This is a genomic window from Caulobacter sp. Root1472 (genome assembly GCF_001426985.1).
Taxonomy (GTDB): domain Bacteria; phylum Pseudomonadota; class Alphaproteobacteria; order Caulobacterales; family Caulobacteraceae; genus Caulobacter; species Caulobacter rhizosphaerae.
Genome location: NZ_LMFX01000001.1, coordinates 340927 through 363875 on the forward strand (window position 1 = coordinate 340927; position 22949 = coordinate 363875).

11 protein-coding genes are annotated in these 22949 nt (G+C 67.2%); 8 read left to right on the forward strand and 3 right to left on the reverse strand.

Features of this window, described 5'->3' with window-relative positions:
- Positions 1 to 273 precede the first annotated feature (273 nt).
- The 7 genes from ASD47_RS01415 (at position 274) to ASD47_RS01445 (ending at position 14829) form a co-directional block, all read left to right on the forward strand.
- Positions 274 to 3084 (forward strand): TonB-dependent receptor, encoded by a 2811-nt coding sequence (locus ASD47_RS01415; protein ID WP_056751526.1) that lies wholly within the window; start codon positions 274 to 276, stop codon positions 3082 to 3084.
- A 51-nt stretch (positions 3085 to 3135) separates the two neighbouring features.
- Entirely contained in the window at positions 3136 to 6300 is a 3165-nt protein-coding gene (locus ASD47_RS01420) for an amidohydrolase family protein (protein ID WP_056750527.1), read from the forward strand.
- A gap of 15 nt (positions 6301 to 6315) precedes the next feature.
- On the forward strand, positions 6316 to 7875 hold the full coding sequence (locus ASD47_RS01425; protein ID WP_056750533.1) for an FAD-dependent oxidoreductase: 1560 nt from the start codon (positions 6316 to 6318) through the stop codon (positions 7873 to 7875).
- A gap of 410 nt (positions 7876 to 8285) precedes the next feature.
- Positions 8286 to 11069, forward strand: coding sequence for a trehalase family glycosidase (locus ASD47_RS01430; protein ID WP_162251600.1), 2784 nt, complete (start codon positions 8286 to 8288; stop codon positions 11067 to 11069).
- A 113-nt stretch (positions 11070 to 11182) separates the two neighbouring features.
- Entirely contained in the window at positions 11183 to 11935 is a 753-nt protein-coding gene (locus ASD47_RS01435; protein ID WP_056750539.1) for an N-acyl homoserine lactonase family protein, read from the forward strand.
- 118 nt (positions 11936 to 12053) lie between these two features.
- Positions 12054 to 12965, forward strand: coding sequence for a hydroxypyruvate isomerase family protein (locus ASD47_RS01440; RefSeq protein ID WP_056750541.1), 912 nt, complete (start codon positions 12054 to 12056; stop codon positions 12963 to 12965).
- A 334-nt stretch (positions 12966 to 13299) separates the two neighbouring features.
- A complete protein-coding gene (locus ASD47_RS01445; RefSeq protein ID WP_235525714.1) occupies positions 13300 to 14829 on the forward strand; it encodes a carboxylesterase/lipase family protein in 1530 nt (509 codons plus the stop codon).
- Between the two features lie 157 nt (positions 14830 to 14986).
- On the opposite strand, the gene ASD47_RS01450 is transcribed toward ASD47_RS01445, so the two are convergent.
- Positions 14987 to 16408: a DUF1593 domain-containing protein gene (locus ASD47_RS01450; RefSeq protein ID WP_056750543.1), complete on the reverse strand. Its 1422-nt coding sequence runs from the start codon at positions 16406 to 16408 to the stop codon at positions 14987 to 14989.
- A 464-nt stretch (positions 16409 to 16872) separates the two neighbouring features.
- Positions 16873 to 20151 (reverse strand): glycosyl hydrolase, encoded by a 3279-nt coding sequence (locus ASD47_RS01455; RefSeq protein ID WP_235525716.1) that lies wholly within the window; start codon positions 20149 to 20151, stop codon positions 16873 to 16875.
- A 546-nt stretch (positions 20152 to 20697) separates the two neighbouring features.
- On the opposite strand from ASD47_RS01455, the gene ASD47_RS01460 reads away from it, so the two are divergent.
- Positions 20698 to 22233 (forward strand): hypothetical protein, encoded by a 1536-nt coding sequence (locus ASD47_RS01460; RefSeq protein ID WP_230983717.1) that lies wholly within the window; start codon positions 20698 to 20700, stop codon positions 22231 to 22233.
- Between the two features lie 5 nt (positions 22234 to 22238).
- On the opposite strand, the gene ASD47_RS01465 is transcribed toward ASD47_RS01460, so the two are convergent.
- Positions 22239 to 22928 (reverse strand): TetR/AcrR family transcriptional regulator, encoded by a 690-nt coding sequence (locus ASD47_RS01465; protein ID WP_156402057.1) that lies wholly within the window; start codon positions 22926 to 22928, stop codon positions 22239 to 22241.
- Between the last annotated feature and the right edge of the window lie 21 nt (positions 22929 to 22949).

The following is a 22949-nucleotide window of genomic DNA, read 5'->3' on the forward strand; positions in this document are numbered from 1 at the left end:
GTCGCACTGATCGACCTAATACCCTCTACCTTTAAGGTCGAGGTGTTCATGAAAATTGGAAGAGAGCGGGTTCCGGCGAAAAGGACTTTCGCCGATGGCCGTCACCCTGACAAGCGTGCGAAATGGGCGCCGGGCGGCGAAGCTGGCGCAAAAGCGAGCGTGTTGGACCGTGAGCGGACCAATCCCACGCCCACCCACCGGAAAATCGGCTCCGGCGCCTCGTCCTGTCAGGAGGCCGCGAGTGGCGGGCCTCGGAACGATGGGGGATTGTCGATGCGTGACTGGAACCGTTCCGCCAGGCGGAGGTTGCTGTGCGCGGCCTCGGCCGCCTGGGCGCTGAGCGCGGGAGCGACCCTGGCTCAGGCCATGCCGTTCAAGATCGACGCCCAGCCGGCGGCGGCGGGCATCCGCCAGTTCGCCCGGCAGGCCGGCGTGCAGATTCTGGTCCAGTCCGACGCCGCCCAGGGCCGGCGCACCGCGCCGGTGCGCGGAGCCCTGCCGGTCGATCGCGCCCTGGAGCAACTCTTGGCGGGGACGGGCCTGTCGGTGGTCTCCAACGACGGCAAGACGATCATCCTGGCCCCGCCGCGCGCCGGCCTAATCCGGACCGGATGGTCGGGCGCCGGCGCCGGCGCCATGGCCGCGGCCCCCGAGCCCGCGCCGCCGCCGGAACCCGACGCGCCCAGCGTCATCGAGGAACTGATCGTCACCGGCACGCGCTCGACCTCGCGCACGGTCACCGAGAGCATGGCGCCGATCGACGTGATCTCGTCGGCCGAGCTGACCAAGAGCGGCAAGCAGTCGACGCGCGACCTGATCTCGACCCTGGTGCCGTCGGCCAACACATCCAACAGCGGGGCAGGGGCCAGTTTCGCGATCAAGACCGTGTCGCTGCGTGGGCTGTCGGCCGACCAGACCCTGGTGCTGGTCGACGGCAAGCGCCGGCACAACACCGCCATCCTGTTCGTCAACGGCACGACCCAGAACGGCCAATCGCCGCCGGACCTGGACCTGATCCCGTCGGCCGCGATCGAGCGGATCGAGGTGCTGCGCGACGGCGCCTCCGCCCAATACGGTTCCGACGCCCTGGCCGGAGTGATCAACGTCATCCTCAAGAAGCGGCCCGAGGGCGGCTCGATGACCGCCCTCTACGGCAAGACCGCCGAGGGCGACGGCGAGACCGGGCAGCTCTCAGGCAATATCGGCTTGAAGCTCGGCGAGGCCGGCTATCTGAACCTGACGGGCGACGTGCGGATCACCGATCCGACCGATCGCGGCGACAAGACGCCGAACACCACCCTGATGTACTTTCCGCGCAACGCCCAGGGACAGCCGGTGCGAGTGGGGACGGCCGGTTCGACCCCGGATCCGCGCGAGGCGACCGCCAACCGCCACACCAGCCATCCGGGTTCGCCGCAGGTGCAGCTGTTCTCGCTGGGCTACAGCGCCGGCTCGCCGATCACCGACGATATCGACGTCTATTCGTTCGGCACCTTCTCCAGCCGCAACACCGCAGCCTGGCTGACCTTCCGCAACCCGAACGCCAGCAACAACATCACCGCGGTCAATCCCGACGGCTACACGCCGCGCCTGTTCCTCAAGGACCGTGACTTCCAGGTGGCGTTCGGCGCCAAGGGCTCGGACGTGCTGGGCTTCGATTGGGACCTGTCCACGACCTTCAGCCGCGACGACGTCGACTACTATGAGAACTCGTTGAACGCCTCGCTGGGCCCAGCCAGCCCGACCTATTTCTACATCGGCGCGCTGAAGTTCCAGGAGTGGACCAGCAACCTGGATCTCACGCGCGAAGTCGAGACCGGCGTTTTCGCCGAGCCGCTGTTCGTCGCGCTGGGAGCGGAATACCGCGACGACAAGTTCGAGATCGTGGCGGGCGAACCGGCCTCCTACGTCAACGGCGGCTATGTCGCCCCGGCCGGCAGCCCGCAGGCGGGCGTCGTCTTCGCGGGCGGCTCGCAGGGCGTGACCGGCTTCCCGCCATTCTCGGCTGGATCGTTCTCGCGCGACAACATCTCGGCCTATCTGAACGTCGAGCAGAAGGTGACCGAAAAGCTGGAGTTCGCCCTGGCCGGTCGCTTCGAGCACTATTCGGACTTCGGCGACGCCAAGACCTTCAAGCTGTCCAGCCGCTACGCCATCCTGCCGCGCCTGGCGATCCGCGGGACGGCCAGCACCGGCTTCCGGGCGCCGTCGTTGCAGCAGCAGCACTACGCCTCGTCCAGCACCATCGGCGTGATCGTACCGCCCGCGACCACGACCCAGCTCTATCCGGTGCAGTTGCTGCCGCCGGACAACCCGGCCGCCATCGCCCTGGGCGCCAAGCCGCTGCGGCCGGAGAAGTCGACCAACTATTCGGTCGGGATCGTGGCCCAGCCGCTGTCGCGGATGAACGTCACGCTGGACGTCTACCAGATCAAGATCGACAACCGCATCCTGCAGAGCGGCACGCTGGGCCCGAACGTCGCCGTCAGCACCGCCCTGGCCAGCCAGGGCCTGAACCCGCAGCAGGCGGCCTTCTACTACGGCAATTTCGCCGACACTAAGACGCGCGGCGTCGACTTTGTGGTCGACTATCGGACCGACTTCGGCGACTTCGGGTCGGTGCGGTGGACGCTCTCGGCCAACCACACCAAGAACGAGTTCACCCGGGTCGTGCAGCCGCCGGCGGCCCTGGCGGTGGCGGGGATCGTCTATATCGACCGCGTGAAGATCGGCGACCTGACCGTCGGCGCCCCCAAGGACAAGTTCATCCTGGGCGCCGACTGGACCCTCGGTAAGTTCGACACCAACCTGCGCCTGACCCGCTACGGCGAGGTCATCCAGCGCACGTCGCTGGCGGCCAACGACGAGACCGTCAGCCCCAAGCTGATCGTCGACCTCGACCTCAGCTACGCGGCGACCGACAACATCACGCTCAGCGTCGGCGCCAACAACCTGCTGGACGCCTACCCCGACAGCGTCAGAGCCGCCAACCGCGGCACGCCCGCCTTCGCCTACTACAACCAGTACTCTCCGTACGGGATCAGCGGCGGCTTCTACTACGCCCGCGTCGCCGCCCGGTTCTAGGCTTGCCGCCGGTCCGGGCGCAGGTCCGGACCGGTCCTCTCGGAGTTCACGATGACCAAGAGTTCCTCGCCCGGCGTCAGCCGTCGCCGGCTTTTCTCGATCGGCGGCGGGGCGATCGCCGCCTCGGGCGTCGCGGCCCTGACGCCGCCCGGGGCGAAGGCCGACCAGCCGCTGGCCGCCGACACGCGGATGGTGACGGCGACCGAAGGGACCAATATCTGCGCGACGGTCTCGCCCGACGGCAAGACCGTGGCCTTCGACGTCTACGCCATGCTGTGGCTGATCCCGATCGAGGGCGGTCCCGCCAGGCGATTGACCGACGAGATCTACGAGATCGCCCAGCCGGACTGGTCGCCGGACGGCAAGACCCTGGCTTTCCAGTCCTACCGCGACGGCAATTTCCACGTCTGGACGATCGGCGCCGACGGAACAGGGCTGCGACAGTTGACCAAGGGCGTGTTCGATTGCCGCGAGCCGCGCTGGTCGCCCGACGGACGCCAGATCGCCTTTTCGTCGGATAGGGGCGGGCGCTACGGCGTCCACCTGCTCGACCTCGCCAGCGGCGCGGTCACCGCCTTCAGCTCGGGACCCGGTGACGAGTTCGAGCCCTCCTGGGCGCCCGACGGCAAAAGCCTCGCCTTCACGGTCGACAAGGTCCGCATCGACGTCCAGGGCCTGGACGGAACACGGCGCACAGTAGCCAAGGTCAAGCCCTCGGCCGATCGCTTCAACGCCGCCTCGGTCGCCAGTCCGGCCTTCACGCCCGATGGTCAGGATGTCGTCTTCACCGCCATCGAAAACGGAAAAGCCGAGCTGCGAAACGGCGCTGGCGTCCTGGTGCGAGACGAGGACGTCTTTCCGTTCCGCGCCTCGTGGCTGCCGTTTGGCGAGTTCGTCTACACCGCCGACGGCCAGATCAAGCGCCGCGCGGCCGGCGGCGCCACCAAGGCGGTCGCCTTCACCGCCACGGTCCCGGTGCTGACGCCACGCTACGTCAAGAAGAGCCGCGACTTCCTGTCGGCCAAGACCCGACCGGTGGTCGGGATCGGCAGTCCGGCCCTGTCGCCCGACGGCCGCCAGGTGGTGTTCCGAGCGCTCAACGACCTCTACCTGCTCGACATCGGCGGCGGTCCGGCCAGGGCTCTCACGAAGGACGCTTTCAGCAAGGTCGACCCGGCCTGGTCGCCCGACGGCAAGACCTTGGCCTATTCGACCGACAAGGGCGGCTCGTTGGACCTCTGGCTCCGTGACATGGCGACGGGCGCGAGCAAGCAGCTGACCCATTTCGACGGGGCGGCGGTGTCCAGCGCTTGGTCGCGCGACGGGAAGTCGATCGCCTTTCTCAGCCAGAACGGCGGCCTGTTCGTCGCCGACGCCGCGACTGGCGAGACCCGCCGCGTCTATGGCGACCTCTGGGAACCGGGCAAGCCCAGCTGGGGCCCGGGCGACAAGACCATCGCCTACGCAGCCTTCAAACCGTACTCGGCCCGGTTCCGCGAGGGCCTCAGCGAAATCCTGACCGTCGACGTGGTGAGCGGGAAGGGGACCTACGCTCCGATCCTGCCCGACCGCTCGCTGGGCACGCGCGGTGACGATGGCCCGGCCTGGTCCCCCGACGGCAAGTCCCTGGCCTATGTGTTCGCCAGCCGCCTGCACCTGTCGCCGGTCGACGAGACCGGCAAGCTGCTGGGCCCGCCCAAGGCGCTGAACGACGAGCTCACCGACGCGGTCAGCTGGAGCGGCGACGGCAAAAGCCTGGTCTATCTCTCGGCCGGCCAGCTGAAGCTGATCTCGGCGGCCGGCGGCGCGCCCAAGCTCGTGCCGCACGGTCTGGCCTGGGCCAATGTCCGGCCCAAGGAACGCATAGTGGTCCGCGCCGCTCGCCTATGGGACGGCAAGTCGCCGAGCCTTCGCGAGAACGTCGATGTCCTGATCTCCGACGGCCGGATCGCTGGCGTCGCTCCACGCGGCGAGGTGGCGGCCGACGTCACGGTGATCGATGCGCCGACGGGCACCGTGATGCCCGGACTGATCGACATGCACACCCATCGCCAGATGCAAGGCTACGGATACGGCGATCGGGAAGGGCGGCTTTGGCTGTCCCTGGGCGTGACCACGACCCGCTCGCCCGGCGGTCCGGCCTATCACACGGTCGAAGACCAGGAGGCGATCGAATCCGGCAAGCGGGTCGGTCCCCGCTACTACGCCACCGGCGAGGCGATCGACGGCTCGCGGATCTTCTACAACTTCATGCGGCCGGTCACCGAGCCGGGCCAGATGGCGCTGGAGCTGAAGCGGGCCGAGGCGCTGTCCTACGACCTGATCAAGACCTATGTTCGCCTCTCGGGAGAACGCCAGAAGGAGGTCATCGCCTGGGCCCACGCCAAGGGCCTGCCGCTGACCTCGCACTATCACTATCCGGCTCTCGGCCTGGGCATGGACGGGATGGAGCACCTTGGGGCGACCAGCCGCACCGGTTATTCGCGCACAGTCAGCGCCCTGGGCAACATCTACCAGGACGTCAACGCCGCCTTCGTGGCCAGCAAGGCCGCCCGCACGCCGACCCTGTTCACCTCGACGGCCCTGTTGGGCGACGACCGCTCGTTGGTCGACGATCCGCGGATCAAGGCCCTGTATCCGCCGTGGGAGTATGCCCGCCTGCTGGAGCGGGCCAAGCAGATGGCGGCCATGGACCGCACGCCGATCCTGGCTTCTCTGGAGCGCAACGTCGCCGAGGTGGCGCGAACCGTCCGGGCGGGTGGCCGGATCACTACGGGCACGGACTCGCCGATCGACTTCAACGCCGTCAGCCTGCACATGAACTTGAGGGCCATGGTCCGCTACGGCATGACGCCATTCGAGGCCCTGGTCACCGCCACCAGCGCCTCGGGCGAATATCTGGACGAGCCACTGGGCTCGATCGCGACCGGCGCCTATGCCGATCTCGTGCTGGTCGACGGCGATCCGTTGGCCCGGATCGAGGACGCGGCGAAGGTCGTCAAGGTGATCAAGCACGGCGAGGTCTTCACGATCGCCGACCTGGTCGGTCCGTTCGCCGAGCATGTGCAGCACGCCGCCCTCGATCGCGGCCGGCGCTTCGTTTGCGAGGCGTCCGCCGAATACTGGTGGCATGAGCCCGACTTTCTGGCCCAAGCTCGCGCCTCGTGCTGCGACGGGGCCTGCGGCTTCACGCCGACCTTCAGCCTTCAAGTCTAGTATCGGGGACAGACGATGGGAATTTCGCGACGCAGCTTTCTGACGTCCGTGGGCAGGGCCGGCGGCTATGGGGCGCTCTACACCACGATGATGGGCATGGGCCTGCTGGCCGCGCCGCGAGCCTATGCCGGCGCGCCCAAGCTGGAGCTGGCCGGCGGGCGGGGCGCGTCGGTGGCGATCCTCGGGGCGGGCATAGCCGGCCTGGTCGCCGCCTACGAGCTGCGCAAGGCGGGCTATTCGGTCACGGTGCTGGAAGCGCGCGACCGCCCGGGCGGTCGGGCCTGGTCGGTGCGCTCGGGCACGAAGATCGTCCAGACGGGCCGGCCGGACCAGATCGTCGACTGGTCGACGGGCAGGAACGACTATTTCAACGCCGGTCCCGCCCGCATCCCGCAATGGCATCACGCCATCCTCGGGTATTGCCAGGAGCTGGGCGTGCCGCTGGAGGTGATGGTCAACGCCAACCGGTCGGCCAAGCTGGACTTCGCTGGCCAGGTGGTGACCGAGCGCCAGGCGGTCAACGACACCCGGGGCGCCTTCACCGAGCTGCTGGCCAAGGCCGTCGACAAGGGCGCGCTGGACCAGGAACTGACCGGGATCGATAAGCAGAAGCTGCTGGGCTACCTGTCGGCCTACGGCGACCTGTCGAAGAACGCCTACGAGGGCTCGACCCGCGCTGGTTTCCTGGCCTCGCCCGGCGGCTACGACCATCCGCCCAAGGGCGGGCCGCCGCTGCGCATGGCCGACATGATGAAGTCGCGGTTCTGGGGCGCCAGCCTGATCTTCGAGGAGATCATCGACATGCAGGCGACCATGCTGCAGCCGGTTGGCGGCATGGACCGCATTTCCTACGCCCTCTACGAACAAGTGAAGCCGGCCGTGAAGTTCGAAGCGGTGGTCAAGCAACTGCGCAAGACGCCCAGGGGTGTGAAGATCGTCTATGCCGACAAGGCGGGCGAACAGGCGCTGGAGGCCGACTACTGCATCTGTACGATCCCGCTGCCCGTGCTGGCTAAGATCCCTTCGGACTTCGCGCCGCGCGTGAAGTCGGCGATCGCGGCCGCCGAATACCACCACGGCACCAAGGTGGCCTGGGAGAGCCGGCGGTTCTGGGAGCAGGACGACTTCCAGTACGGCGGCCTGGGTTGGACCGACGAGGCCAACGAGCTGGTCTGGTATCCCAGCGGCGGCGTCGGCGAGAAGACCGGCATCCTGGTCGGGGCCTACTCGATCGGCTTCTCGGGACCCGACAGCCCGCCGAAATACGCGGCCATGTCGTTCGAGGAGCGCTTCGCCCTGTCGCGCAAGGTGATCGAGAAGTTCCACCCTGGCCACGGCCAGGAGCTGACCAAGCCCTTCACCGTCTCGTGGATGCAGACGCCGTACAATGAAGGCGTAGCCGTGGGCTGGAAGGACGAACAGCGGGCCACCGACTACGCCGAACTGTGCAAGCCCGACGGCGCCTTCTATTTCGCCGGCGAGCACATGAGCTACATCAACGCCTGGCAGGAAGGCGCGGCGCTGTCGGCGCACGAGGCGCTGAAGCTGATCCAGGCGCGGGTGTCGGCGGCGTAGGGCCTTTCAGCCCAGACGGTTGTCGTGCCGGAAGCTCCTGTTCAGACCGGGGACTGGACTGATGCGATCCGCCTGTCCTGAGTCCCGGACAAGCGCGCTGCGCGCTTTCCGGGATGACAACGATGGCCTCCGCGTCCGCTTATGCGAGGCCTCTACCGCGGTCGATGGCGAAGTTCGACCGTCCTTGGAGGTGGAAACGGAGGCCAGGAACACCACGGCCTTGCCGCTGGGAGGATCGGGGCGCCCGGCGCGGCCTGTCGCACCCAGCGGGTGTCCATCGACTACTTGGCCGCAACCATAGGTGATGAAATCTCTACGGTTCGACGGTCAGACTATCGACGTTCCGCATAATTTTGTAAGGCGTCGATGGTCGTGAAAGGATCCGCATGCCCACCAGGCGGAACACTCTAGTGCTTCTGGGCGCGGTCGCGAGCGCGGCTGGCGTGAAGGGCGACGCCGAGGGCCGGGCGATGAATTCAGCCGCGATTTGGCCGCGGCCCGCGCACCGCGACATACCGACATCCGACTGGGGCCCCTACAGCGACCATTGGAACGGGGTTTCCCACATCACAGGCCATCAGCGTGGGCTGCGGATGGACTTCGCGCTCACGCCAGCCATCCTGCGGCAGGAAAGTCTAATCCCGTTTGCGCACGCTGGCCTGGGCATGCAGCCGGTGCGCGCGGACCCGGACCTGAGCTACTACGCATGGCTCTATCGGCTCGAAGCGGGCGTTGAAATTCGCCTTGAGTGGCTGCGCCTGTCCGAGGCGGGAGGTGTGCTCAGGGCCCGTGTTCGCAACCTTTCTGACGTCGTCTGCCCCGTTGTTCTGAACTGGACCGCGCGGCTTTGCCCACCGCCATGCCCGGCCCGCCTCGAGCGCCCGCGATCGTCCGGCATTGCTCATCTGGCGGTCCCCCGCACGCCCTTGCGCCCGGCGCGTGTGTCCCTGCCCATCGATGCGGTCTGGGTTAACGCGCTCTTCTACGACCATTTCCAATGGGCCAAGCCTGGTCCGGACGAGAGCCTCCCCTACGACGGCCGCCGCCATGGCGAGGTGGTGGAGCATGACTTCGTCGATGGTTACGGAATTGGCCAGGGTTTTGGGCGCGAGAAGGGCGACCAGATCCGCTGGCGGATGAAACTGGCCAAGCCCCTCGCCAACGCGGTCGTGCGCGTGCGATATCGCTGCGCGTTCCCTTCCGCCAGCTTTGTGGCGAGCGGGCTTTTCTCGGGTGTCGTCACGCTAGCCGGCGGGGAGGATCCGCGAGCCTTCATGGAGCTCGATCTCGCCGTGGGAAGGCTCGCGGCGGGCGAGCATGATTGGTCGCTTGTGGCCATGGGCGACGCCGCCGTCGAGTTGAATGGATTTGTTCTCGTCGAGCAGAACGCCGCCGACGCCGTCAGCTTCGCCCCACACACCTGGGCTCTGCGTCCGCAACGCCACGACGCCATACGATCAGCGGTCCTGGCCTTCGCCGAGGAAACCGACAGCACCTACGCCCTGAGCTGGACAGACGATATCCTGCCCATTCGCACGGTGGCCAATGATGACCTGCGTCTCCTGGAGACGGCCCTGAAGTCGCCAGCGGCGTTCACCCTGCGTCGCGTGCCCGATGCGGAGACGCCGGAACACGTCACCGTGCTCACCCACCGGGTGTTCAACCTCGAGCCAGGACAAACCGCTTGGCGAGACCTCCGCGTGGCGGTGGGGAAGGGAGGCGCGACAGCCGAGCTTCCCGCGGCCGACGCCGACGCGCTTGACATGCGGTTCGCTGCGGCTCGGCGAAAGTTCGGTGATACTGATCAAACTCCCGGCGACCGGTACGCCGAAAGCGCTGAACGCCTGCTGGCTACGGCGGCGACCAACATGCTGTTTCCCATCTGGACCGGCGGCGCCTGGGTGCGAAATTATAGTCCAGGTCGTGAATGGCCGTCGGTCTATACCTGGGACTCCGGTTTCACGGGGCTGGGCTTGGCTAAGAGAACACCGCGGCTGTCGACCGCGCTTTTGGACACCTATCTGAGCCCGGTTCAGGACAAGCAAGCCGCCTTTCTGCACCACGGTTCGCCCCTCCCGACCCAATTCTATCAGTTCGAGGCCCTTTGGAATCTGAACGGTGGCAAAGCCTTCGCGCAGGAGCGCTATCCCAGGCTCAAGCGATATCTTGAGTTCTTGCTGGGGCGCGCGGCAGGCTCGACGTGCCGGACCTTCGGCAGCGGTCTGATCAGGACCTACGACTATTTCTACAACGCCGCCGGCATGGACGACTATCCGGCGCAGATGGCCATGCACGCCGGCGGCCTGGCCGCACGGGTCGCGCCAGCCATCAGCACCGCCCATGCCATTCGATGCGCCAAGCTTCTGCGCCGCATCGCCAGGACGCTTGACCTCCATCGTGACGTGGAGGTCTGGAGCCGGGACATAGAAGCGCTCAGCCAGGCGCTGCAAACCCATGCCTGGGACGCCCGGAGCGGCTACTACGCCTATGTCATCCACGATGCGACGGGCGCGCCGACCGGCTGGCTGAGGAGTGCGGCCGGAGAAAATTTCAACATGGGACTCGATGGCGTCGCACCGCTGGTGGCCGACATCGCCGACGCCTCGCAGCGTCGCGCGATGATCGACAACCTGATGTCCCCGGAGCGACTGTGGACTCCCAGCGGTGTCACCGCGGTCGACCAGCGGGCAAGCTATTTCGATCGCGCCGGCTACTGGTCGGGCTCGGTATGGATGCCGCACCAGTGGCTGATGTGGAAGGCCATGCTCGACTATGGGCAGGGCGCGCTGGCCTGGCGCATCGCTCAGACGGCGCTTGACGTCTACAGCCGCGAGATCGCTCGAACCGGTTTGGCCTACGAACAATTCGACGCTTTCACCGGACGGGGAGGCGGGTGGTCGCCCTTCGGAGCGCTCTCCTCGCCCATACGCAACTGGTACGAGGCCTACTACCAGCCAAGAACCTTGAGCGGTGGTTTCAATACCCACGTCCGCCAGCAGCATTGGTCGGCGCAAGGTCTCCTGGCGCGGCTGAACGTCGAAGGCGAACACGCCGCGTCCGTGCTCGTTGTCGCTGACCGCGCGCCGCGCAAAGCGTCCTGGCGAGGAAAGGCGGTGGCTATCACCCTCCGCGGCGAGCGCGCCGCCGAGATCGTTTTGACGCCTGGAGACGGAGTCCTTGAGTTTGATCTGTGACTAACCAGCGGTAGGGTTCGGACTGCACCGCCCGCCATGTTTCCGAGTGTTGGAAATGGCGGTGCAGGGAGCGGACGTGCATAGTCACGCCTTGGCAGCTGGGGAATGTCAGAATGAGGCTGTTCGGCTGCGTCTGCGGTCAGTTCCACAGTTCAGGCGCAGGCATGGGAATGTCGGCGGACCGCGTGGCCGTGCCGATCCCCTTTTATGTTGTGGATCATCCAGAAGGAGTCGCCGTGTTCGACTGCGGCCTGCATCGAGACCTGGTGCACGCCGATGATCCCTATCGACGCCGACTGCGTACGCAGGACATGGACGTCAGCCTCTCGCCTGAGGAAACCGTTACGCGCGCCCTCGAACGGTTGGACATCGATCCCGCGGCGGTTCGGTTCGCCGTGCTCTCGCACTTGCATTTTGACCATACCGGCGGCCTGAGCGAACTCCCCAATGCGACGATCGTCGTGCAGGCTAGAGAGTGGCAGGCTGGCCGCGACGACGACCTTTCCGCACGCTACTTCCTGCCGCGTCGGTTCTTCGACCTCGGCCACTCCTTGCTTCAAATCGACGGCGAGCATGACCTGTTTGGGGACGGGGCGGTGACTATTCTGCCGAGCTTTGGCCACACGCCGGGGCACCAGTCGATGCACGTGCGCAGCGATGATGGAGACCACATCCTGGTGGCGGATGCTTGCTACAATTGCGAGACCGCGCGGACACGCCGCTTCCCCGCCCATTTTGATAGTCCGGCGATGAACAAGTCTCTGGACGCACTGACTGCGCGGTGTGGTCCTGAAACCCTCATGATCTACGGCCACGACCCCGACCAGTGGGGCGATCAACCTATCCTGAGTTCAAGCCGCAGCTAGTGCGCGTCTGAGATTCGGATCGAGCTGAAGAGCCAGGCCTCTCGGCGTCTATTGTTGATCAGCGGGTGGCGTGTGATGGCTTTTGCTGGCGCGATCGCCGCCTAGCTGGGAGCCGGAAATGATCATTCGTCGTCGGACCATGCTTGCGGCGGGCGCCGCCGCCTTCCTGGCGCCGGGGCTGGCCGCCGCCCAGGGCGGCGGGTCGAACGCGGCGCGCTTTTCGCTCGCCTTCGCACCCCATGAGGGCAGCTTCGCCAGCCGCGGCGGACTGATCGAGCAGATCGCCTTTGCGGCGGACCAGGGGTTCACCGCCTGGGAGGACAACCAGGCCCGCGACCGTCCTGTGGAAGAACAGGAGCGAATGGCGCGGGCGCTCGAGCAACGCGGCATGACGATGGGGGTCTTCGTCGCCAGCATGCCCAAGTGGGCTCAGTTCCGGCCCGTGCTCGGCGGCCCCGATGACGCCGAGCGGGACGCGTTCCTGGCCGACATCCGTGCGTCCGTCGACGTGGCCAAGCGGCTGAACGCCAAGTACATGACGGTGGTCACCGGGTTCTTGGATCCCAAGACGCCGCTGGATATCCAAACGGCGCGCATCATCGACGTGATGCGCCGAGCGAACGACATCGTGGCTCCACAAGGCCTGGTCATGGTGATGGAGCCGCTGAACACTCGCATCGACCATCCCAACGTCTACATGCAAACGATCCCGCAGGGTTTCGCGATCGCCCGCGCCGTGAACAGCCCGGCCGTGAAGGTCCTCGCCGACCTCTACCACGCGCAAATTCAGTTCGGGAATCTGATCCCGACGCTGGAGGCCTGCTGGAGCGAGGTCGCCTATGTGCAGTTCGGCGACAATCCAGGCCGCAAGGAGCCGACCACCGGCGAAATCAACTACACCTCGATCGTCCGGTGGTTGAAGTCCCGGCGTTATGGGGGCGTGATCGGCATGGAGCATGGCAATTCTCTGGCCGGACGTCCCGGCGAGGAGCGCCTGGTCGCCGCCTATCGCGAAATTGACCGAGGATGAGGACCCTCTGCTGACGCGGTGGCTTGCTTCGGACGGATGGCGCTCGCGGCGCCCTGGTCAAGCGGCGTTTGACATCCTCGGCGAAGGTCATGTTGCTGCAGTTGGCCCAAGGGCCGCTATTGGCGCTGCCCGACTTTAACGACTGAGCCTGAGGCCGGGAGGGGCTGGGCGAGCTCCGTGCCGACGATCTTCCGAGCTCCGCACATTCTCGGGACGACGGAGGGCTAAGTTCTTCGATGGGCGTGAACTTGAGGACGGGTTGGCCCAGTCGCGATAGAGGTTCTGAACCGATGAGTCGGTGCGCCAAGGGGTTGGCGTGCGGGGGAGCGAAATCGTGAACTGTTTGCCGACCAGGGCCGTCGCCGCGGCCGTTCTGAGCCTGTTGCTGTCTCACGCCAGCCAGGCCGCGCCGACCACCCGTCCCGTTAAGGTGTCCGGCGGCGCGATCGTGGGCTCGGTGGACGGTCCTCTGAACGAATATTTCGGCGTTCCGTTCGCGGCGCCGCCGGTCGGCGATCTTCGCTGGCGGGCCCCGCAACCTGTCGTCCCGTGGGCCGGCGAAAGGTCGGCGCGCGACTTCTCCCCCGCCTGCGCGCAGACGGCGACCTGGATTCCCAACCCAAAGAGCGAAGACTGCCTGTACCTGAACCTGTGGGCGCCGGCAAAAGCCAAGGATCTGCCGGTCATCGTCTGGATCCACGGTGGGGCGATGGACAGCGGCGCCGCCGCCGTGCCCGTGCAAAACGGCGCCAACCTGGCTCGGCGCGGGGCCGTCGTGGTCACCCTCAACTACCGCCTGGGCATATTCGGCTTCTATGCCTTGCCGGAACTCAGCGCGGAGTCGCCGCAGCATGTGTCCGGAAACCAGGGCGTTCTCGACCAGATCGCGGCGCTGCGCTGGGTCCGCGCCAACATCGCGGGCTTCGGCGGCGATCCCGACCGGGTGACGATCATGGGCAATTCCTCGGGCGGGGAATCGGTGGCGGTGCTCGTGGCCTCGCCGCTGGCCACGGGCCTGTTCCAGCGCGCCATCGCCGAGAGCGGCAATGATGCGATGCCGATCAGTCCACAGGACGATCACCGCTTCGATCGAACGCCCGCCGCCGAGGCCAAGGGCTTGGCCTTCGCCAAGGCGGTCGGGGCCGAACGCCTGGCGGACCTGCGCCGGCTGAGCGTTTCGGACTTGCAGAAGCAGGCCTGGTCGCCGCGGGTTCATGTCGACGGCCATCTGCTGCGCGCCGACTTGACCACCACCTACCGCAACCATGACCAAAACGACGTGCCCCTGCTGGTGGGCTGGACAGCCGAGGAGGGCACGGACCTGACGGCGTTCTACCTGGACGCCAGCGCGTCGACCGCCGCCGGGCGACGAGACCAGATGGCCAAACTCCTGGGCCATCCGCCGTCCGATCGCATGCTGGCCGCCTATCCTGGCGCCACCGACGTGCAGGCCCTCGCCTCGATCAACCAACTGACCAACGACTGGTGGGGCTGGCGAATGGTCCGTTGGGCCGCCTTGCAAGCTAGGTACGGCCGCTCCAAGTCCTACGTCTACTACTTCGCCCACCGTCCCGCGGAACCGCCGACCCCGTGTTCGTGGGGCTGCGGCGCTGGCCACGGCGTTGAAATCCAATACCTGCTCGACAATCTCGCCGTGGATCCCCGGGCCTGGACCGCGGAGGATCGACGGCTGGCGAACCAACTGGCCGACACCGTGATCCGGTTCGCGCGAACCGGAAGCCCGGCAGGCGAGGGACTACCCGCCTGGCCGGCGTTCGACGGCTCGAACGCCTCCATACGGCCGATCGGCGGCGACGCCGAACTTCAGGCCCATCCGCTGCCGGATTTCTCGGTCTTTCAATAGCGGCTGCAGCGTCCCAGCCCAGGTGATAGTCGCCGACGAGCGTCGCGCGGCGGCGCAAGCCTCTTGGCCAGGCGACGGGGTCTGAGAAACGGAAGGCGTTGGTCCATTTTGGCGGGACGATCTTAAGGGCGTGACGAAGATCCAAGGTGCCATCGGCTCAGGGGGTGATGGTGACGATCACCCGCTTGTAGCGAGTGAGGGGCGGGGCGCCCTTGTCGGTCACCCGAACGATGAAGTGGGCCTCACGCGGCGCGGTGACGGTGGGCGCGGTGAAATCGACCGTATGAATGTTCGCGGCGATGCCATTGGGTATCGCCGACTGCCAGTGGCCGACCTCCTGATAGTGCAGCCACTGGAAGCTCAGGCTGTCGCCATCGGGATCGGTGCTGTCGACCGCGCTCAAGACGAACCGCTGGCCCGATTTCACGGTCAATCGATCAGGATGAGCGAGCCGAACCTCCGGCGGGTGATTGGCCTGCGCGAACGGCCGCGTCGTCCAGTCCATCCGCGCGGCGAAGTCGTTCTGCAGATCATCGCGCCAGCGCCAGATCCCGGCGCGAAAGTCCTTGGATCGCTCCACCGAAGTGTGAGCGCGGCCAAAGTCCTGGGCGACTTGCGGCATGAACGTATCGATCGCGTTGGTCCAGATCGGCCGGGTTTCCGGCTCGATGGTCACCCCGCTGAAACCGCTCGGATCGGTGGTGGCGACGGCCGGTGTATAGAGCTCGTAGCGGCCGCCCCATCCGCCCCAATCGGGGTGTTCGGGATTGCTCAGGCCGTTGGGGATCAGCGACAGGAAGGCCGGCGTGTCGCCTTCCATGCCATAGGAGACATCGGGGTAGAGGGCTCCCAGGGGGCCATGGCCTTGCTGGATGTTGTCGCGCAGCCAACTGTTGCTGACCATGCGGTTGTCGGCGCCGTCGATGACCGTGTGAATGCCGGTCCAGGTTCCCGCGCCATAGCCGCCGGGGCTGACGACGTAAAACAGCTCTGGAAAGGTGCGGCGGATCCAGGGCCCGCCATCGTCCTGGTCCGAGATCGTATAGACCCGCAGCTTGGCGATCAGACGGCGCGCCGTTTCGGGCGAGCGCGTTTCACGGATCGTGTACAGGGCCTGGGCCAGCGTGTTGACGCCGCCCCACACCGAAATCCACAGCGGGCGCGGATCGTCGCGCTCCAGCGCCTGGATGATCAGCCGCGACCCGGCCGTGTCCTTGCCCGTCCCGACCGCGGCCATGCCGTAGCCGGACTGCCCTTCGCTCACGAGAGCGGCGAGCCGGTCGGGCGTCGGGAAGCCGGCCTCGTGCTTGGCTAGGTTCGGGCGGACCTTGGCGTAGGCCTGGATGATACGGCGAATCGACTCCGGATGCGTCGAGGTCTTCATGTGGATCGATGTCGTGGCCACCAGCCCTTCCAGGTCGATCTGGTTGGCGTAGAGCATCAGCCGCACGAAGGATTGGGTGTCGTCGGGATCGGCCTCGATGTCGCTCAGCACGATCATGCGCTGACGCTCCGGCGGCGCTGGAAGCCGCGCCTGCGCGGCCGCGGGCCAGGCGAAGACGGCGAGCGTGGCGGTCATCGCAAGCAGCCTCGTCAGTTTGTGAGGGCCTTGTTCCCGTTGTCCGACCCGGCCAGCTTGGGCGCCGGCCCTACACGTCCGCCCAATGGCGAATAAATCCATTGCGCCTTTCATTTGGCTGCTGCGCGCTGGTTTTTGGATTTGGTGCTCACCAAGGCCTGACGAGCCTTGCGAGTGCAGCAGCCGCCAATCATCGAACCCCCTACGTTTTATTGCCTTTTTTGTCCCACCAATGGTACCGCAACCATTGCTCAATGCGAAGCGTGATTACGTCGCCGGGCAAAATGCGAGAGGCACGCTTTGAACTCTCCCGTCCCAGGATGTAGGAGGGCGGACGACCAGCCGCCGCGGCCCGCGGCTGGAAGGCGAGAACGTGCAAGGCGCCGCGGAGTAGCCGGTTGCGGGCCCATCAGCAGGCGACAGGCGAGGAAAGCGCGGCCATCGCCACCGCTGACCGCCTGTCTCTATGGCCTCGGCCCGGCGGCTAGGAGACCTGTGAGTCGAACCGGCCCAAGCAGCCCCGACGGCAGCAGAGGCGAGTCGGCGCGATAGGGCGAGACCGGCGCGAAAGCGACCGGCTTGGCGCCAGGCTGCCTGTCGCCGATCAGCCGGTTGGGCCAGAGGTTCACCACCGCGACCGTCAGCGCGTTCTTGCCGGGCTTCAGGGCGTCGGTGATGTCGACGCGGTAGGGGGCGCGCCAGGCCGTGGCGACCGGCTTGCCGTTGACCGACACTGACGCCAACTCCTTGACCTCGCCAAGGTCCAGTTCGATGCGCCGGCTCGACTTCAACCAGCTCCGCTTGATCTGGACGTCCTTTTCATAGGTCGCGACGCCCGAGAAATATTTGATCCCAGGATCTGTCGCTTCCGGCCACGAGATCAGCTTATCGAACACGGCGTTTTCAGGGGCGCCCCGCCTGGCTTCGAAGCTGACGCGCCAAGGCCCTTCCAGGGTCGCGAGCGTGCTGGCCTGCCGCGGAGGCGCGGTCCAGGCCTTCTCTCGCATGGGCTTGTCGAACACCACGAAGACCGCGTCATGCCCGGCCAGGTCCAGCCGGGTGCGGACGCCGGTCGCCGTCTGTTCGTAACCCAGAACCTCTCGCCGGCCCGTCTCGGCTCGCCACAGTTCCGGGGCGTGGCCGTCGACCCGGAAGACGGCGTCGAGGATGCGCGGTTCGGTGCTCTGGTTGGAGACGAAATAGATGTCTGCGTCGGCGGTGCGGCGGTGCAGGGTCAGGAGGTCTGCGGCGGCCGCCTTGTCGGTGAACACCACATCCGGCGTGACCTTCTCGGCCGCCAGGGCAGAGGTCAGGTCGGCATAGACGCGGCCCTGGCCAAGGCTTCGGCCCGGCGCGCCGTCGCCCCAAATCTCGTCAGCGAGCTTGGCGACCTCGCTGTCCGGACTGGCCATGCCCAGCCCGCCCACCGGGCGCTTGGCGACCAGCACCGCCCCGTCGGCGACCAGGGCGCGGATCTTTCGCAGGGCAGGCAGGCTGAGCCGCTGGACGGTATCGGGCAGGAAGAGGACGCGATAGCTCATGCCGCTGGGGGTCACCAGCCGTCCGTCCTTGACCGACAGCAGGGTCAGCAGCGCCTCGGGGTTGATGTAGTCGTAGGCGTAGCCCTTGGGCACGTCGGTGTTGACGCGGTCCCTGAACAGCTCGGTGAGATTGCGCTCCTCGCCGTAGAAATAGGCCACGTCGGCGACGAACCGGCCCTGCTGCAGCATGTACGAGGTGCGGCTCAGATAGCTGACCCAGGGCCCGGCCTGCTCGGCCCAGGTCTCGTTGCGATTGAAGTACTGGCCGAAGATGAACAGGCCCAGCCCCGGCTTGGCGTCGACCAGCGGCTGCATGTGCGACTCGTGCATCAGGATACGGTTGACGCCACGTGCGAAGATCTCGTCGGCGACCGGCTTGAGCATGGCTGGCGAGAACGACCACGGGTCCTGCATGGCCGCCACCGTCAGGGCCTCGGCGGCGACCAGCGGCTTGCCGTAGACGTGGGCGGCGGAGGCGGCCTCCTCGAGGTCGGCCTTGAGCGGCGGCTGGCCGGGACCGGTGGACCAGGGGCGGTACCAGAACTCGGCGGTGGGAATGTCGGCGCGGGCCTTGGCCGTCATGCCGTCGACGATGGCCCGCGGATAGTCACCCTGAACTTCGGTGTAATAGCCCATGCCCCGGCTCTTCAGCGCCTGGGACAGCACCGCGTAGTGGTTGTCGACCACCAGGTCCTTCAATGTCTGGCGAAAGTCGAACAGGAAACGCTCGGACGCGTCGGCGCTCTGAACCATCCGGCCGGTCAGCACCGGAAGCCACGGCGTCGGATCATAGCCTCGCCGGGCGCGGAATTGCGCCAGCATGGCCGGCGTCCAATTCTGCACCCCCGCTTCCCAACTGTCGGTGAGCAGGGTCTGCACGCCCTTGGACCCCAGGGTGTCGCCGCTGGCCTGCTGGTAGAGGTCCAGATAGTGGTCGAGGTAGCGGCCGACGGCGGCGGCGTCGAGCTTGTCGACCTCAAGACCCGTGGCGCTCGGCTCGGCCGGGGCGTTGACCGCGCCGGTCAGAGACCAGCCTAGCCGGACGATCGTCCAGCGGCCCTTCGGCGGGACCCAGTCCAGCGTCCCGTCGGGGCGGAGCTTGCCGGTCAGGTCGACGACCTTGGCCGGGTCGATCAGCGAGCCGGCCGGGATCGTTGCTGGCGGCCCGTCCTCGTGCACGCTGGGCGAAAAACCGGCCTTGGCTTCGAAGCCGTTGATCCGCGCCCCGGTCTGCAGAGTCAGGCGCGAGAGAGCGAAGCTGACCTGCTTGGGGCGCCCCATCACCTTGGCGACGGGCGGCTGGAAGTCCTCGGGCGGCGGGGCGAAGCGCAGGCGCAGCCGCTGGGTGCTCACCGGCGAGAAGGCGATCGTCTGCTGCGGCGCGCCGTGCGCCAGCGGGCCGCTGGTGGCCTCGACGACGCCTTCGCCCACGGCTTTGAAGACCCCCGGCGCGGCCTCGGCCTCGATCACGACCTTGGCGCCGAATTGGACGCTGAGCGAGACCGCGCCCAGGGGCACTGCGCCGGGAAACCGCGCTTCCAGCCAGGCCTCGGTTTCGCCCTGGGCGGGCGCCAGCTTCAGCGACAGGCCCTCGGCCGGAGCGCCCGGGACCGTCTCAGCCAAGGTGGCGGGGCCCGCCTGAGTGCTCCACCGCGGCGCGGCCAGGGCGACCTCCAGCGGCGGGGTCGGATAGGCGAACACCGCCGCGTCGTCATAGGCCTCGACTGGGGATTTGCCGGTCTTGGCGCCCTGGAAGCCGCCGCTCGCCCGGGGTGGGGCGGGGAGGGCCAGCGGAGCGGTCGCGCCGCCGTCGACGGTGGTCTCGCTCCAGACGTACTTCTTCATCGCGTCGGCGGGCGGCACCCATGGGCCGCCGGTCTCGCTCCAACCGGGGGAGCCGGCGATGCCGACCTCCATGTCGGCCGCGCGGGCCTGGGTCACCGCCTGGCGGAAGATGGCGCGCCATTCGGGCGACATGAACGGGATGGGCTTGTCGACGACGATCGGCTCGGGAAGCTTGCCGCCGGAGAAGGCGTGGACGCCGCCGACGCCGATCCGCCCCATCCAGTCCAGGTCGAGGCGGGCCCCTTCTGACGAGACATTACCGCTCATCCAGTGCCACCAGACGCGAGGCTTGGCGCTGTTGGGTGGGGCGGTGAAGCCGGCGGCCAGGTCGTCGCCGGCGGGCGCGGACAGCGCCACGCGAGGCTCGACCATCAGAGCTGAAGCGCCGAGGAGCGCCAGAAGGAGGCGATGCCTGGCCTGTGTGCGGCCGATGCCCGTGGATCCCAAATCGTCCTCCCGTCCGCTGGCCGCCGTCGACGTCACGGGGCTTTTGGAGCAACGTTATTGAACGAATGTGTACGATAATTGCCGCCAACTCGTCAAACGGCTTCGGTTCGGCCGGGATGGTTCTCGGCGAGGGTGCAGGCCGTTCGCAAACTCGGCGTGAAATCGGCGCTTGGCGTTTGTCGTTCGGCTTTCTGGTCCTGCTCGCGCCTGGCTCCTCGCGCCTCTGGGCGGTCTCTGGCCGCGGCGTCGAGGTGGGCTATTTCACACTTGATCACGCATTTAATTGACCGTTGTCGTTTAATTTTACTTGCCAGCCAAAGCGCCGCCGTTGATGATCCTGACCACGGACCGCGAGGCGGTTCCCGGCCCGTCCGTCGAGCGCCCGAAGAAGCGCCGAGGGCGCGCCAACGAAAGTCGCGCCGATCGCAGTCTCGGCCGGGCAGTGGAGGAAGCATGATGAACCGACGGGATCTTATCGCCACGGCCGGCGCGCTGGCCGCCACCTCCGCCCTTTCCGAAGCGGCCTGGGCGAAGGCTCCGCTCCCACCGCTTCCCATCGAGACCGTAGACGTCGACCTGACCGCCGACGTGGGCGCCCTGGCCCACATCTGGTCCGAGTGCGTGGGCTCCGACCGGGCCGGCCTGACCATGCGCGAGGAATGGCGGATCGACGCCAAGCGCGCCTACAAGGAGGCTGGCATCAAGCGGGTGCGCTTCCACGGCATCTTCAACGATGACGAGATGGCGGTGCGGCCCAAGGGCGCGATCGGCGCCGCGGGCCAGAGCTTCAACTTCCAGAACGTCGACACCGTCTATGACGGGGTGCTGGAAACCGGCATGAAGCCGTTCGTCGAGCTCAGCTTCATGCCCAGCAAGCTGGCCAGCGGAACCGCCAATTTCGGCACCTATCGCGGCAACATCACCCCGCCGGCGTCGCTGGACGACTGGAAGGCGTTCGTCGCCCTGTTTGTGCGCCACCTGATCGACCGGTACGGCGCGGCCGAGGTGCGCCAGTGGTATTTCGAGGTCTGGAACGAGCCCGACCTGGGCTTCTTCTGGAGCGGCACCCAGCAGCAGTACTTCGAGCTCTACAAGGCCTCGGTCGAGGCGGTGCGCAGCGTCGACCCGAGCCTGAAGGTTGGCGGCCCGGCCACCTCGAAGGTCCAGTGGATCCCCGAGTTCCTGGCCTATTGCGCCCAGAACAGTCTGCCGGTCGATTTCGTCTCGACCCACCTCTATGCCGGCGACAACCAGGTCAAGGTGTTCGGCGAAGCAGGCAGATACACCCAGAACGAGATCTACGCCGCGGCCATGAAGCAGGTCAGCGACCAGATCGCCGCCAGCGCCTACAAGAACGCTGAGCTGTGGCTGGGCGAGTGGTCGTCCGACAGCCCGGCGATGATCGCCCACATCATCAAGGGCTGCATGCCCTATTTGAAGGGTATGTCCTACTGGCAGGTCAGCAAGTTCGAGGAAGTGCTGGTCCCCAACTTCATCTTCAAGGAGGGCGACAATGCCTGGGGGCTGTTCTCGGCCCGCAATGTCGCGCGTCCGACCTTCAACACGTTCAAGCTGCTCAACAGGCTGGGGACGCGCCGCCTGAAGGCCGAGGGTCCCGCCCTGGCCTCGCGGCGGGCGGGTGGCGAAAGCGCCGTCATGGTCTGGAACCTGGCCGACGCGCCGCAGGCCAGCGGCATTCCTGGCGCCAACAGCGTGCGCAAGGTGGTCGGCGAGGCCAAGCGCTACCGAGTGCGACTGAAGGGCGCCAAGTCGGGCCAGACCGTCAAGGTCAGCTATGTCGACATGGAGCGCGGCTCGCCCTATCCGGCCTGGCGCGCGCTGGGGTCGCCGCAATACCCCACACGCGAGCAACTGGCCAAGATCCGCGCAGCCGCCGAGCTGCCGGCGCCGCACGTGCTGAAGCTGAGCGCCACGCGCGAGCTGGTCATCGACCTGCCGCCCGAAGGCGTGGCCCTGCTGGAGTTGACCTGACCGTCCTAACCGGCGCGCCAGGCTGATTGTCCATCGATCAGCAGGCGCGCCATCATGTCGGCCGCCGCCTCGCACGCGGCGTCGGTCACCTCGTCAACGCCGGACTCCTGGCGGATCCATCCGACAAGACCCGAGGCGAACAGCTTGGCGGCCAGCAGGGTCTGCTCAGTGGGCGAGGCCTGGCCTTCGGCCCGCGACAGGCGCGTGGCGATCGTCCGGACGTTCAGCATGTAGCCCATCTCGTGGAAGAGGCGCGCCAGCTCCGGAAAGCGTGGCCCCTCGGACACTACCAGGTGGTCGAAGGCGCGGATCTCCGGTTGCCTCAACGCTCGCAGCATCGAGACGGCGCGGTGGCGCAGCCAGGCCGCGATATCCTGGTCGGGGCGCTCGTCCTCGGCGGCGCTGTCCGCCGCCGCGGCCGCCTGCCAGGCCTGGATCCGCGCCTCGACGATGGCCTGGAACAGCTCGTGCTTGTTGGCGTATCGGGCGTAGAGGGTCGCCTTGGAGACCCCCGAGGCGGCGACAATCGCCTCCATCGAGGTGTTGGCGTAGCCCTGCGACAGGAACAATGCCTGGGCGGTCGAGAGTATGGTGTCCGAGATCGCCGCCAGCTGGGCGGCGCTCGGGCGCCCGCGCCGGGCCGTGAACGGCGCCTTCTCCATGTTCAGCCGAGCCCCGTCATCAATCGCGCCCACGTCGCCTGCCCCCGTCTCGTC